The sequence below is a fragment of the Pectobacterium quasiaquaticum genome (genome assembly GCF_014946775.2).
GTDB lineage: Bacteria > Pseudomonadota > Gammaproteobacteria > Enterobacterales > Enterobacteriaceae > Pectobacterium > Pectobacterium aquaticum.
Genome location: NZ_CP065177.1, coordinates 3,797,616 through 3,811,612 on the forward strand (window position 1 = coordinate 3,797,616; position 13,997 = coordinate 3,811,612).

At 52.5% G+C, this 13,997-nt stretch carries 12 protein-coding genes; 5 read left to right on the forward strand and 7 right to left on the reverse strand.

Translation table 11 applies throughout. The features are described from left to right. Positions 1-166: 166 nt before the first annotated feature. Complete coding sequence (arcA, locus tag IG609_RS17325) at positions 167-883, forward strand: two-component system response regulator ArcA (protein WP_010300511.1); 717 nt, start codon at positions 167-169, stop codon at positions 881-883. A gap of 54 nt (positions 884-937) precedes the next feature. On the opposite strand, the gene creA is transcribed toward arcA, so the two are convergent. Then, positions 938-1,402 (reverse strand): protein CreA, encoded by a 465-nt coding sequence (creA, locus tag IG609_RS17330; protein ID WP_431041466.1) that lies wholly within the window; start codon positions 1,400-1,402, stop codon positions 938-940. 223 nt (positions 1,403-1,625) lie between these two features. Here creA and robA point away from each other — a divergent pair, with 223 nt between their 5' ends. Further along, positions 1,626-2,513, forward strand: coding sequence for an MDR efflux pump AcrAB transcriptional activator RobA (gene robA / locus IG609_RS17335; protein WP_193398222.1), 888 nt, complete (start codon positions 1,626-1,628; stop codon positions 2,511-2,513). On the opposite strand, the gene gpmB is transcribed toward robA, so the two are convergent. After that, positions 2,502-3,152, reverse strand: coding sequence for a 2,3-diphosphoglycerate-dependent phosphoglycerate mutase GpmB (gene gpmB / locus IG609_RS17340; protein ID WP_193398221.1), 651 nt, complete (start codon positions 3,150-3,152; stop codon positions 2,502-2,504). The two genes, robA and gpmB, sit on opposite strands and share 12 nt — an antisense overlap. A 50-nt stretch (positions 3,153-3,202) precedes the next feature. On the opposite strand from gpmB, the gene yjjX reads away from it, so the two are divergent. Next, positions 3,203-3,742 (forward strand): inosine/xanthosine triphosphatase, encoded by a 540-nt coding sequence (gene yjjX, locus IG609_RS17345; protein ID WP_005973177.1) that lies wholly within the window; start codon positions 3,203-3,205, stop codon positions 3,740-3,742. A gap of 3 nt (positions 3,743-3,745) precedes the next feature. Here the strand turns inward: yjjX and trpR are convergent, their stop codons facing one another. Next, the gene (trpR, locus tag IG609_RS17350) at positions 3,746-4,093 is read right to left on the reverse strand and encodes a trp operon repressor (protein ID WP_102118495.1); all 348 of its coding nucleotides are present in this window, start codon (positions 4,091-4,093) and stop codon (positions 3,746-3,748) included. A gap of 72 nt (positions 4,094-4,165) precedes the next feature. Continuing rightward, on the reverse strand, positions 4,166-6,100 hold the full coding sequence (gene sltY / locus IG609_RS17355) for a murein transglycosylase (protein WP_193398220.1): 1,935 nt from the start codon (positions 6,098-6,100) through the stop codon (positions 4,166-4,168). Positions 6,101-6,655: 555 nt separating this feature from the next. Between sltY and ettA the strand changes: the two genes are divergently transcribed. Beyond that, positions 6,656-8,323, forward strand: coding sequence for an energy-dependent translational throttle protein EttA (gene ettA / locus IG609_RS17360; RefSeq protein WP_102118497.1), 1,668 nt, complete (start codon positions 6,656-6,658; stop codon positions 8,321-8,323). Positions 8,324-8,401: 78 nt separating this feature from the next. On the opposite strand, the gene IG609_RS17365 is transcribed toward ettA, so the two are convergent. Further along, entirely contained in the window at positions 8,402-10,105 is a 1,704-nt protein-coding gene (locus IG609_RS17365; protein WP_193398219.1) for a methyl-accepting chemotaxis protein, read from the reverse strand. Positions 10,106-10,518: 413 nt separating this feature from the next. On the opposite strand from IG609_RS17365, the gene IG609_RS17370 reads away from it, so the two are divergent. Beyond that, complete coding sequence (locus IG609_RS17370; RefSeq protein ID WP_193398218.1) at positions 10,519-11,520, forward strand: zinc-binding alcohol dehydrogenase family protein; 1,002 nt, start codon at positions 10,519-10,521, stop codon at positions 11,518-11,520. Positions 11,521-11,574: 54 nt separating this feature from the next. Here IG609_RS17370 and serA read toward each other — a convergent pair whose 3' ends face one another. Continuing rightward, positions 11,575-12,807: a phosphoglycerate dehydrogenase gene (gene serA, locus IG609_RS17375; RefSeq protein ID WP_193398217.1), complete on the reverse strand. Its 1,233-nt coding sequence runs from the start codon at positions 12,805-12,807 to the stop codon at positions 11,575-11,577. Between the two features lie 294 nt (positions 12,808-13,101). Then, a complete protein-coding gene (gene rpiA, locus IG609_RS17380; protein WP_193398216.1) occupies positions 13,102-13,761 on the reverse strand; it encodes a ribose-5-phosphate isomerase RpiA in 660 nt (219 codons plus the stop codon). Positions 13,762-13,997: the final 236 nt, after the last annotated feature.

Below are 13,997 nucleotides of genomic sequence, written 5' to 3' on the forward strand. Positions count from 1 at the left end.
TTTACGTACTTGAGTCTGACGTTGAGCGAGGGCGTAGTCTACCTCGATAAGCTCCAGGGAAATACCCAGAATAACTGGCGTTGTAGCCAGCGGGCCAGCAGGGTATGACAGCGACTTCTGTACTTCCGATTTCTATAATTTAAGTTGGCAATTTTAGGTAGCAAACATGCAGACGCCGCACATTCTTATTGTTGAAGACGAGCTAGTAACTCGTAATACCCTCAAAAGCATTTTTGAGGCGGAAGGATACGTTGTTCACGAAGCCACTGATGGCGCAGAAATGCACCACATTTTGTCCGAGAACGACATCAATCTGGTGATCATGGACATCAACCTGCCAGGAAAGAACGGCCTGTTGCTGGCACGTGAATTGCGCGAGCAAGCCACCGTTGCCTTGATGTTCCTCACCGGCCGCGACAATGAAGTCGATAAGATCCTCGGTCTGGAAATCGGTGCGGATGACTACATCACCAAACCGTTCAACCCACGTGAACTGACGATCCGCGCACGTAACCTGCTGTCACGCACCATGAATCTGGGCAGTGGCACCGAAGAGCGTCGTCTGGTGGAAAGCTATCGTTTCAACGGCTGGGAACTGGACATCAATAGCCGTTCTCTGATTAGCCCGGCTGGTGAACAATACAAGCTGCCGCGTAGTGAATTCCGCGCCATGCTGCACTTCTGCGAAAATCCGGGTAAGATTCAGTCACGTGCGGAACTGCTGAAGAAAATGACGGGTCGTGAGCTTAAGCCGCACGACCGTACCGTTGACGTCACCATCCGTCGTATCCGCAAGCACTTTGAATCCACGGCTGATACGCCAGAAATCATCGCGACAATCCACGGCGAAGGCTACCGCTTCTGCGGCGATCTGGAAAATTAATTCCCTCAGCCGGAACAGGCTTCTGTTCCGGCTGTTTTCCCTTCTTACCGCACGTTACTCACTCTTTCCCCACGGCATAACTGGCACCGCACTTAACGCATTCTTCGGCGAACCATCGACTAAGCGATCAGAGTAAGCGAGATAGATCAACGAGTTACGCTTTTGATCGTAAAACCGAACGACCTGCAATTTCTTGAAAACCAGCGATGTTCTTTTCTGGAACACCACAGATCCGCGATCGCCGCCGTTTTTGATCTTATCGGACAGCGTAATCGGCCCAACCTGCTGACAGGAAATGGCAGCGTCCGACGTGTCTTCCGCCAACCCTAACCCGCCTTTGATTCCGCCTGTTTTGGCTCGGCTAATGTAGCAGGTCACATTGGATACCTCCGGATCGTCAAACGCTTCCACGACAATCTTATGATCCGGACCCAGCAGTTTAAAGGCTGTATCGACAGACCCAACTTCTTCCGCACTGACAACACCAGCGGTAGATAGCAATAGCAGACCCGCTCCCATGATGCGCTTTATGTTCATATTTCAGGTCCTGTGACAATTCATAACAAACGATTAATAACCACAATTAAAAAGGGGATGAGCAAAATAAACCGCTATAATCTCCCTCCTTATCCAAATTACCTGCGGAACATTTTCAAAAATCTTCGGCAGTACCAAAGTGAAAATATTGCTATGATGCGGGATCTCAATACGCTCGCGCTCAATGTGTTTGATGAGGAAGATTATGGATCAAGCCGGTATCATACGTGACTTGCTTAACTGGCTGGAAAGCCATCTCGACCAGCCGCTATCACTCGATAATGTGGCGGCGAAAGCGGGTTATTCCAAGTGGCATCTGCAAAGAATGTTCAAAGATGTGACGGGCCATGCCATTGGTTCATATATCCGAGCGCGGAGATTGACCAAAGCAGCGGTTGCACTTTGTCTGACCAGTCGCCCTATCCTTGATATTGCCCTGCAATACCGTTTTGATTCACAACAGACGTTTACCCGCGCGTTCAAAAAACAGTTTGCACAAACGCCCGCGTCTTATCGTCGTTCCGATAACTGGAACACGTTCGGCATTCGTCCGCCGATCAGGCTCGGTGAGTTTACCCTGCCGCAACCACAGTTTGTCGTCCTTCCAGAAACACAGCTTCTTGGGCTAACGCAGACCTATAACTGCAGTCTGGAGCAGATTTGTAATTTCCGTACGGAAATTCGCGTCCACTATTGGCGTCAGTTTTTGGGAGAAACACGCAGCGTCCCACCGGTGCTTTACGGGCTACATCATTCACGGCCGAGCAAAGAGAAAGACGACGAACACGAAGTGCTCTACACCACCGCGCTGGAGCCACAATATCTGCCTGACGATGTTCACACAGTTGAACCGATTACGCTACCGGGCGGAGATTACGCGATGTTTGTATTCGAAGGGCCGAAAGACGAGCTACAGGACTTCATTATTACACTGTATGACACCTGTCTGCCGACCTTCCAACTCACACGTCGCAAAGGGTTCGACGCCGAGCGTTTTCATCCTAGTCGTGATGCTGATGGGGAAATACCTGACATCATCCGCTGCGAGTATTTTATCCCCATCCAGCACACAGAGCCGCTCTCAGCGCTGTAATTCATCCAGTGCCGGAATATCCAAATGCGAAATATCTCCGGCCGTTTCCACTACCCATCCCGGTGCCAGCCACGGGCTTTGCTGATAATCAATGCGCGACAGGGAGCAGTTGCGCAGACGCAGACGCCGCTCAGCCGATGCGGGTAACCCCAGAACCGTACTCAGCAAGCACCCCAGCGCCATACCGTGGCTAACCAGCAAAGGACGACTTCCTGCGGGCAACGCCAGACAACGTTCCAGAACGCCGTGCATGCGCAATGCCACATCAACCATCGACTCGCCTTCTGGGATGCGGCCATCGGGCGTGCCATCCACCAGCCCTTTACGCCACTTTTCTTCCTCAGCGGTCAGCGAATCCAAATCGCGAGCTTCTAAGACGCCCATGTTCAACTCACGTAACCCAGGCTCTAGGATTATCTGGCAATCACCACAAGATTTAGCGATGATTTCTGTCGTCTGGCACGTTCTCCCGAGATCGCTGGTAAAAATATGCGTAATCCCTAACGTCCCGATTCGTTCAGCAACCTGTTGTGCCTGTTGCTCACCTCTTGGCGTCAGCGCACTGTCAGATTGACCTTGAATACGTCGAGCCACATTCCATTCCGTTTCGCCGTGGCGAACAAGATATACCTGTAACATGGTTATTTTCCGTTATACTGCGTCAAATTAACTAAAGGTACGAAACTGTTATGTATCACGTTGTTGCTGCAACTACCAACCCGGCAAAGATTAAGGCTATTACTCTGGCATTCACCGATGTCTTTGGTGCAGAAAACTGCCGCATCGAAGGCGTTGACGTCGACAGTGGCGTCCCGCGCCAGCCTCTCGGCTCTCTCGAAACCCGTACAGGCGCAAGAAACCGCGTCATGATGGCGCGCCAGGTGCGACCAGAAGCCGATTTTTGGGTCGGTGTCGAAGCAGGCATTGAAGAAAGCATGACGTTCGCCTGGATGGTGATCGAAAACGCCCACCTGCGTGGCGAATCACGTTCTGCAAGCCTGGTTCTTCCAGAAAGTATATTACATGGCATTCGTGAAGGACGGGAATTAGGTGATGAAATGGAGCGTTTGACGGGCGTTCAGAATATCAAGCATAAAGGTGGTGCCATCGGCGTCTTCACCGACGGCAAATTATCACGCACTAGCGTGTATCATCAGGCATTGCTGCTGGCATTGGTGCCATTTCATAACCCGATCTATCAAATTCCCGTTCAGACAGCGAAACAGTAATCGTTACGCGTCGCCACTCAACGGCTTATCTGCCGACAGCAACTGCGCTTCCAGCCAGCTTTTTAACGCGGGGGGCGCGGCTTTCAGACTGTTTGAACCGCGCGTAATCGTCGCAATGCCCGCACCTAACTCGCTTTTCAGCTCACGCTGGCTCATTTCACCCCGCATGAGCTCCTGGATAATTCGCACCCGCGTTCCCAACGCTGTACGCTCATCCGGCGTTAGCAGGAGTTGGAGCAGCGGCAATTGAAGATCCTCCGCAATAGACTGCTGCAATAGCGCGACAAAGCGTAACCAGTGCTCATTGTCTTGTTCAGAAAGTGCTGGGTCGATCAGCGATAACGGAGTCATAACAGGCTGCCATACTATTTAACTAGTACGGCAGCATAACACAATTTCAGGTAACGAGCGCAACGCCACCTATCAATAACGCCTCTGCCATTCCGCATCCGTCAGCACACTGGCTGGCTGATTCAGGAAATAGCGATAGAAGACGTCATACGCCAGCACATTTTTCACGTAACCCCGTGTTTCCGAAAACGGAATACTTTCGATAAACGCAACGGGATCGATGCGCCCGGCGCTGTTTCTCAGCCAGGTATTCACACGCGATGGCCCTGCATTATAAGCCGCGGAAGACAGAATGCGGTTACGGCCAAATGTCTGGTACACGTACTCCAGATAGTTCGTCCCTAACAGGATATTAGTTTCGGGATCGAACAACTGGCTGCTGTTCGTATAGAACGTGATATTGCTCATTTTGGCCGTATGCTGCGCCGTCGCGGGCATCAACTGCATCAGACCCGATGCACCAACTGGGGAACGTGCTTTCGGGTTCCACGCGCTCTCTTGACGAGCAATCGCCATCGCATAGCTCTGGCTAATACCTTTCCCCTGCGTTTCACGGCGGAATTCATCGTTCCAGGCTAGCGGGAAACGCTCTTCCAGATGATCCCACAGCTTCGCGACAATCGTCGCCTGTACGCTCAAATCCGCCCAGCGCTGTTCAAACGCATAGCGAGTCAGTGCTTCCTGCTGCGGTTTGCTGCGATTCGCCACCAGCCCACTCCATTCGTTGCGTGCCAGATTATCCATCTGCCAGAACATCAACTCGCGCACGCGGGTGATTTCCGGTAGCTGAGACAGAGAAAGATCCGGCTTCACCGCCGCCATGATAGTAATGGGGTAGCGCTCATTCAATTTCTGGGCCGCCGCCATCGGGTAGAACCCGCGTTCCTGCATCAGGCTGCGTAATAACGTCTCGCCTTCCTGCCGTTTGCCCTGATCCAACAGCACCATCGCACGCCAGTAGCGCCATTCGTCTTTCTGTAACGCATCTGCGGGTAAACGCGCCATCCAGCTCGTTAGCCCCTGACGATCGCCGGCTCCCAGCGCCATACGTACGCGGCGTTCCAGCAACGTGGTCGACGTGCTCTGCCGCACCACGCTATCCCGCCACTGCGCCTGCTCTGGCGTGGCATCGTTGCCCATCAAACGCCAAGCAATCGTTTCTTCCATCTCCTGACGTTCTGCCGCACTCATTTTCTGCAAACGGGCAATGACTGGCAGCATCGAACGGGCATTATCAGCATCCTGACGCGCCGTGCGTGTAAAGGCCGACAGCGTGACTTTACGCGTAAAATCCGTTGGCCCAACGGTACGAGCAAAGCTCTCCAGCGAACTCGGATCGTTCTGGAGTTTTAGCAGCGCATCGCCCATCGTTTTATAATCGTCAGGCAGTTGCTTAATGAGGTAACTCACCAGACTGCCACTGCCTTCATCCATCGCCAAACGCGCACGTTCCAGCGTCGTCAACGGCGTCTGCCCGCCGGCCTGCTGCCAGACGGAGAAGAGTTTATCGCACACGGTCGGGAGCGAGCGCCCTGTCAGCCAGATATCACGCGTGGCTTCCCACACGCCCTGACGCTGACCGGTTGCCCACTGGGCGTAATAAAAATTACAGCGTGCGCTGACGGGCTTCGGTGGCTGGGGGCTAAATGCCAGCAGTCCGCTCCAATCCTGACGACGTGCCAGTTCATTCACAAAGCTGGTAGTCAGGTTACGGGCAGGCGGCAGCGTCGGGTGCGTTGCAATAAACTGTTTTACCTGCGTCGCGCTGACCTGGTTCAGATCCTGCGTGAGCGAGCGGTATTCAAGATAAGGATAAAGTGGGTAACTGCGCAGCGTCGGCATCAGTTGCGCGACCGTCTCCATCTGGTTGCTGTCCCATGCTTGCTTAACCTGCTGATAGCGCTGACGCTGTTCGTCCAGAGAATCCGCCAGCGCATGGCCGGAAATCCCAGCCAGACATATCGCCGAAACGGCGTACCACCAATGACCCGCTTTTATCACCTGCATTAACCTCATCCGTTATCGAACTTGCTATCGGCATCCTTCATCGTATCGATCCCCCTATCCTATACCCAAAATAATTCGAGTTGCGTGAAGGCGGCAACCGCATGAATCCCCAGTAGCTTACTCAGGTAAGTGACTGGGGTGAGTAAGGACAAATTGGCTAAGCCAATTTGAACGCCGCTTGCGGCGGCCCTTCAGGGCGAGGCTCAGAGATGAGCCGAGTATTGCCAACGCACAAGCAACTTGAAGTATGACGGATATATCGGGCAGATCCAGTGTGGCACATCATGCCAGACAACGATACGCCGATCCGCAAACCGATTCTGAAATTCATCACGCGGGCATACGTCTCAGATCGGCCATGGCAAATCGCCGGATAGCTGGGATCGCAGGCTGAAACCCGCTACACTTCATACTTAGAGTAATGCGCTTAGAATAATTGATCCGCTGCCAGGGTATTTCCTTAGCAGCGATTTAGTATTAGGTAACACAGTGCTACATATGGTCACCCGCTTATGGTGACAAATCATAGAGATAAGAGAGAGGCGAAGTCGCAACGTGGCTCAATATGTTTATACCATGCATCGCGTCGGTAAGGTCGTACCGCCGAAGCGTCACATTCTGAAAAACATCTCCCTCAGTTTTTTCCCCGGTGCCAAGATCGGCGTGCTGGGTCTGAACGGAGCCGGTAAATCAACGCTGTTGCGTATTATGGCTGGCATTGATACGGACATCGAGGGCGAAGCTCGCCCACAACCTGGAATCAAAATCGGCTATTTGCCGCAGGAACCGCAGTTAAACACGGAGCACACCGTCCGTGAATCCGTGGAAGAAGCGGTGTCTGAAGTCGTGACCGCGCTGAAGCGTCTTGATGAAGTCTATGCGCTCTATGCTGAGCCGGATGCGGATTTCGATAAATTGGCCGCCGAACAAGGCCGACTGGAAGAAGTCATTCAGGCGCACGACGGTCATAATCTGGACAACCAGCTAGAGCGTGCCGCCGATGCGCTGCGTTTGCCGGAGTGGGATGCAAAAATCGCCACCTTGTCCGGGGGGGAACGTCGCCGCGTGGCGCTGTGCCGTCTGCTGCTGGAAAAGCCGGACATGCTGCTGCTCGACGAACCAACCAACCACCTGGATGCCGAATCTGTCGCCTGGCTGGAACGCTTCCTGCACGATTTCGAGGGCACCGTGGTGGCGATTACCCACGACCGTTACTTCCTCGATAACGTCGCAGGCTGGATTCTGGAGCTAGACCGTGGTGAAGGTATTCCATGGGAAGGCAACTACTCTTCCTGGCTGGAGCAGAAAGATCAGCGTCTGGCACAGGAAGCCTCTCAGGAAGCGGCACGCCGTAAGTCCATTGAGAAAGAGCTGGAGTGGGTGCGCCAAGGCGCGAAAGGCCGTCAGTCCAAAGGTAAGGCACGTCTGGCGCGCTTTGAAGAGCTGAACAACACCGAATACCAGAAACGTAACGAAACTAACGAACTGTTTATTCCGCCAGGTGCTCGCCTCGGCGATAAAGTGGTGGAAGTCTCCAACCTCAGCAAGTCTTACGGCGAACGTCAGCTCATCGACGGGCTGTCTTTCTCTGTACCGAAAGGCGCGATTGTCGGCATTATCGGCCCGAACGGTGCCGGTAAATCGACCTTGTTCCGCATGATGTCCGGTCAGGAACAGCCGGATGGCGGTTCGATTGAGCTGGGTGAAACGGTGAAACTGGCGTCAGTCGACCAGTTCCGTGATTCGATGGACAATAGCAAAACCGTCTGGGAAGAAGTGTCTGGCGGGCAGGACATCATGCGTATCGGCAACACCGAGATGCCAAGCCGCGCTTACGTTGGCCGTTTCAACTTCAAAGGGGTTGATCAGGGCAAACGCGTTGGCGAGCTGTCCGGTGGTGAACGCGGCCGTCTGCATCTGGCGAAGCTGTTGCAGGTAGGCGGTAACGTGTTGCTGCTCGATGAGCCGACCAACGACCTGGATATCGAAACTCTGCGTGCGCTGGAAAACGCCCTGCTGGAATTCCCTGGCTGTGCCATGGTGATCTCGCATGACCGTTGGTTCCTTGACCGTATCGCAACGCACATTCTGGATTATCAGGATGAAGGTAAAGTGGAATTCTTCGAAGGTAACTTTACCGAGTACGAAGAGTACAAAAAACGTACGCTGGGTGCCGATGCGTTGGAACCACACCGCATCAAATACAAGAAGATCGCTAAATAAGCCGTCACTGAACGTGATAAACAAATGGCCCGCAAATTGCGGGCCATTTTTCTTTCCAAAACGGCTTCACTTATCCGATCAGAACGTTTCCCAGTTTTGACTATCGCGGCCTTTGCTACTGGCTCCGGCAAGGGCCATCGCTGGCGCTAAGCGCGGTTGCGGTGCAACCTGCGGCAAGGACGATTTCAATCTCTGAGCCACACCAGCCAGCTTGAATACCGCGACAGCCTGCGTCAGACGTGCAGCCTGTTCTTCGAGTGAAACAGCTGCCGCCGAGGCTTCCTGCACCAACGCCGCATTCTGCTGCGTCGCACTATCCATTTCAGACACGGCCTGGCTGACTTGCCCGATACCTCGGCTCTGTTCGTCAGAAGCGGACGCAATTTCCCCCATGATGTCAGTCACGCTGACGACCGCACGAACAATCTCGCCCATAGTTGTGCCCGCCTGAGACACAAGCTCAGACCCTGTATCCACCAGCCGGCTCGATTCGCCAATCAGCCCTTCAATCTCTTTCGCTGCCTGTGCGCTGCGCTGGGCCAGACTACGGACTTCACCCGCCACCACGGCAAAACCACGCCCTTGTTCACCCGCCCGCGCGGCTTCTACTGCCGCATTCAGCGCCAGAATGTTGGTCTGGAAAGCGATGCTATTAATGACAGACGTGATTTCGGAAATACGGCGTGAACTGGTAGAAATATCCTGCATGGTGTCCACCACCCCTTGCACAATTTGTCCGCCCTTCTCGGCTTTTTCAGAGGCATTTTTCGCCAATTGGCTGGCGTGGTGCGCATTGTCAGAGTTCTGTTTCACCGTTGCGGTCAACTGTTCCATGCTCGCAGCGGTTTCTTCCAGCGCGGCCGCCTGCTGCTCGGTGCGCGAAGAGAGATCGACATTACCTGCCGTAATTTCTGACGATCCTTGATAGATCGAATCTGCGCCTTCGCGCACGATCGTCACCGTATCCGTCAGTTCCGCCTGCATAGTCTGGATATTCGTCCCCAGAATGCCGATTTCATTACGCCCCATCGCCATCGGCGGCTGAGTCAAATCACCCGCTGCAATTTTCTGGATACGATCAACCAGTCTGTTGATGGGCGCGAGGATCACGTTGCGTACCATGATGTAGGCCATGATCGCCATAATGATAGCTAAGACAAATGAGCCCGCCATCATCCAGTAACCCAGTTTGGCATTATCTGCCGCACGATGGTTGATATCCTGCGCGGTTTTCGTCAATTCGCTTACTTTCTTACGCACCGGGACGCTAAATGCTTCATCTAACGTGCGAGTGAGTGACCCTTCCAGCGAAATAAGGTCTTCAAATTCACCATCCTTTGTCGCTTTCTGCATAGCCAGAATCGCATTATCACGGTAGTTGGCGTATGCCTTAAGGATATCCTCATCCAGCGCCTTTTCGCTCTCTAGCTTATCTGGCCGCGCGATATATTCATCTAGACGCTTCTGTGAGGCTCTGACTCGACCAGCCGCCTCTTCGGAGGCCGCTTTGAACACCGTGTGATCGCTAATACGGTTTGCTGCACCTGCCTGAATGAATAGTAATCTGGCAACGCGCAACTGATCGAGGCTGCTGCTAATACCAGCTCGGATATCAGACAACTCATTAGCCTTATCCAGGGAATCATTACTCTGCTTTAAGAAATAGCTCGCTGTGCCAATAGAAAGCGCAAATAAAATCAGGATAATTGAAAAAAGAGTAATAAATAACGAAACGAGACGTATATTGTTAATATAACTCAACTTCTCTTTTTGAACAGACATCGGTTGCATTCTCATTTTCACCATCACTGGTCTACATTATCTCTGCCATTATTGGTACGGCAGAGCCAAGATATCACTGTGGCAATAACGCCACGCAGGACAAACCTTTCATAAAAAGGTCAAAAGGAACCACGGTTGTTATCGGCATTTTCAGTCTAAAACGTACCTAAAATAAGTTGATGGAAATCACGTTTCAATAAAAATTGAAAAATACTTATAAAAATGAAACAAAAATATTATAGGTACGACAATCTCTACTGCTTTTTCAAAAACGTTGAGTAACCATCCAATGCACGATACGGCATTATTTATTGTCCATCTTATCAGCCCTATATCTTTGCTCTACAATGGGTTTTATTCAAAAACATGTCTTATTCACAAGACCATATTCTGAAAATAATGAGGAGCAGACCATGAGCGCTCATGCGATAGCCGTTGATCCACAACAGCCAGAAAATTTCATTGCCATCACGCAGGATATCCCCGAGCCCGGTGAATACGATCTGTTGGTCGGTGTAAAAGCCATTTCCGTCAATCCGGTGGATACCAAGGTTCATGCTGGATTGCGTCAGAATGGATTACAGCAGCCCCGAATTCTCGGCTGGGATGCCAGCGGTGTCGTGCTGAAAACTGGCAGCGCGGTGAGCGACCTTCAGGTAGGTGATGAAGTTTGGTACGCCGGCGACATCACCCGCCCCGGCAGCAACACCACCCATCATCTGATTGATTCACGCATCGTGGCACGCAAGCCCGTGTCGCTGGACTGGGCAGCGGCGGCCGCACTGCCGCTCACGGCGCTGACCGCCTGGGAAGGCTTGTTCGAGCATCTGAAAATACAGCAGGCCGACAGCGACAAAACGCTGTTGATTATCGGCGGCGCAGGCGGCGTAGGGTCTCTCGCGATTTCTCTGGCGGCATTGCGCAGTGCAGTGAACATCATTGCCACCGCGTCACAGCCGGACTCGGCAGAGTGGTGCCGCCAGCGTGGTGCCCATAAGGTCGTGGATTACCGTAATCTGGTCGAGTCTCTGGAAAAAGAAGGGATCAAACAGGTCGATTACATTTTCTGTCTGAACGACACGGACGGCCATTGGGATGCCATCAGCAAACTGATCGCGCCGATGGGACACATCTGCACCATCGTGGAAAACAAAAATCCGCTCGACCAAACGGCGCTGAAACTCAAAAGCGCGGCGCTGCACTGGGAACTCATGTTTACCCGCAGCATGTTCACCACGCCGGATATCGCGGAACAGGGGAATATTTTGCACGAAGTCGCACAGCTGGTTGATGCAGGAAAACTTCAGGGAACCGCCAGCGAAACGCTGCAAGGGTTAACGGTAGACACACTGAAGCAGGCTCACGGTAAAGTGCTGGAAGGGCATATGCGCGGCAAGATCGTTATCGAGCTGTAATAACGCAATCAGCCCCTTTCGGGGCTGATTAATAACGCACGGATCAATCACACATCAGAACAGCAGACGGGCACGAATGGTGCCTGGAATCGCCTTCATCAGTTGCAGTGCCGTTTGCGCACCGTCAGTTTCGACGTCAATGACCACATAACCAATTTCAGGTGTCGTTTGCAGATACTGCGCGGCAATGTTTATGCCCTGCTCAGCAAAGATCTGGTTAATTTTGGTAATAATGCCAGGACGGTTTTCATGGATGTGCAGCAGGCGGCTGGCGCGTGCGCCATGGACAGGCAGCGACACTTCTGGGAAATTCACCGCAGACAGCGTAGAACCGTTGTCTGAATATTTCGCCAGTTTTCCAGCGACTTCATCACCGATATTTTCCTGCGCTTCCTGTGTGGAACCACCGATGTGCGGCGTCAGCAGTACGTTGTCAAACTCGCACAGCGGCGACAGGAACGGATCGCTGTTGGTTGCTGGTTCCTGTGGGAATACGTCAATCGCCGCACCGGACAAATGCTTGCTGCTCAACGCGTCGCACAGTGCAGGGATGTCAACCACCGTACCGCGGGCGGCGTTAATCAGGATTGAGCCCGGCTTCATCAGCGCCAGCTCTTCCGCCCCCATCATGTTATACGTGCTTTCATTTTCCGGCACGTGCAGGCTCACCACGTCGCTCATATTCAGCAAATCAGACAGGTGACGCACCTGCTGAGCATTGCCCAGCGGCAATTTACTTTCGATATCATAGAAGTAAACGTGCATACCGAGGCTTTCAGCCAAAATACCCAACTGCATACCGATATGGCCGTAGCCGATGATCCCCAGCTTTTTACCACGCGCTTCAAACGAGCCCACAGCCAGCTTGTGCCAGATACCACGGTGCGCTTTCGCGTTGGCCGCCGGGATACCGCGCAGCATCAGCAGCATTTCGCCGATCACCATTTCTGCCACGGATCGGGTATTGGAAAAAGGTGCGTTAAATACCGGGATACCGCGCTTGGTCGCGGCCGACAGATCAACCTGATTAGTCCCGATACAGAAACACCCTACCGCGATCAGTTTTTCCGCAGCAGCAAAAATCTCTTCTGTCAGATGGGTACGCGAGCGGATACCCACAAAATGCGCATCGCGGATGGAGGCTTTCAACGCCTCAGGCTCCAGCGCACCTTTATGGAACTCGATGTTGGTGTAACCCGCTGCACGCAGGTTATCCAGCGCGCTCTGATGCACGCCTTCCACTAACAGAAACTTAATCTTGTCTTTTTCCAATGATACCTTTGCCATTTCCCGACCTTATTTTCAGACTTCAAATGTGACAGAGTGCTCAATAGCTTCTGCCAACATAACAAAAATTACGCAGTCAGCAATACAAACGATTGCTTCGCCCAAATCGCGCCACAGAGGAGCGCGCCTGATTTATGGCAAAAAATATTGCCAAAGATGTGCATCGCCATATCGACGATAAATAAAATAAGAAAATGTGATATTAAGTACCAAAAATGAGCCGTTAACTAAATGGATTTTTTTAGCTAAAAAATTTCTGACGTGGGGGTTCACCACGCCAGAACGATCGCGCACTCATTTAACGACGGTTTTTACACCCTCAGCCGTACCGACTAACGCAACATCCGCACCGCGGTTGGCAAATAACCCAACGGTTACGACGCCGGGGATACCGTTGATGTGGTTTTCTACTGCGACCGCATCCATGATATTCAGGTTGTGCACATCCAGAATGACGTTGCCGTTATCCGTCACGACGCCCTGACGATAGACTGGCTGCCCGCCCAACTTCGCCAGTTCACGCGCCACGTAAGACCGCGCCATCGGGATAACTTCAACCGGCAGCGGGAATTTACCCAGCACATCAACCTGTTTGGATGCATCGACAATGCAGATGAACTGGCGCGACAGTGCTGAAATAATTTTCTCGCGGGTCAACGCTGCACCACCACCCTTGATCATCTGCATGTGTCCGTTGATCTCATCCGCGCCATCCACGTAGACATCCAGCGAATCCACATCATTAGCGTCAAAAACCGGGATACCCAGACTTTTCAACTTTTCCGTCGAGGCATCCGAGCTGGAAACCGCGCCTTTGATTTGATGTTTTATCGAACCCAGCGCATCAATAAAGTGTGCTGCCGTCGATCCGGTTCCTACTCCCACAATAGTATCGGGGCGGACGTAGTCGAGCGCTGCCCATCCCACTGCTTTTTTCAGTTCATCTTGCGTCATAATCTGCTTCTGGCCTGTAGAATCGATATACGAAAACGTGTGCGTATTATAGAACATGCACGTTGGGGAAAGCGTGCAAATTCACTTCACCGCCGATGCATTATTTCATGCACATCATTCCACACCTACCCTGCTGAATCGTGATTGCGCACAACAGCCAAAATAAGATTTCTGCATGGCAAATCTGCAAAATGTGGCATAGTGAAAAAAAACAGACTCATTCAGAGGATTTTGAC

Bases quoted from the DNA above. Each gene is read 5' to 3' on its own strand.
- sltY (WP_193398220.1), bottom strand. From the start codon at position 6,100: ATGCAGGTGATAAAAGCGGGTCATTGGTGGTACGCCGTTTCGGCGATA.
- arcA (WP_010300511.1), top strand. From the start codon at position 167: ATGCAGACGCCGCACATTCTTATTGTTGAAGACGAGCTAGTAACTCGT.
- gpmB (WP_193398221.1), bottom strand. From the start codon at position 3,152: ATGTTACAGGTATATCTTGTTCGCCACGGCGAAACGGAATGGAATGTG.
- yjjX (WP_005973177.1), top strand. From the start codon at position 3,203: ATGTATCACGTTGTTGCTGCAACTACCAACCCGGCAAAGATTAAGGCT.
- IG609_RS17370 (WP_193398218.1), top strand. From the start codon at position 10,519: ATGAGCGCTCATGCGATAGCCGTTGATCCACAACAGCCAGAAAATTTC.
- IG609_RS17365 (WP_193398219.1), bottom strand. From the start codon at position 10,105: ATGTCTGTTCAAAAAGAGAAGTTGAGTTATATTAACAATATACGTCTC.
- rpiA (WP_193398216.1), bottom strand. From the start codon at position 13,761: ATGACGCAAGATGAACTGAAAAAAGCAGTGGGATGGGCAGCGCTCGAC.
- creA (WP_431041466.1), bottom strand. From the start codon at position 1,402: ATGGGAGCGGGTCTGCTATTGCTATCTACCGCTGGTGTTGTCAGTGCG.
- serA (WP_193398217.1), bottom strand. From the start codon at position 12,807: ATGGCAAAGGTATCATTGGAAAAAGACAAGATTAAGTTTCTGTTAGTG.
- trpR (WP_102118495.1), bottom strand. From the start codon at position 4,093: ATGACTCCGTTATCGCTGATCGACCCAGCACTTTCTGAACAAGACAAT.
- robA (WP_193398222.1), top strand. From the start codon at position 1,626: ATGGATCAAGCCGGTATCATACGTGACTTGCTTAACTGGCTGGAAAGC.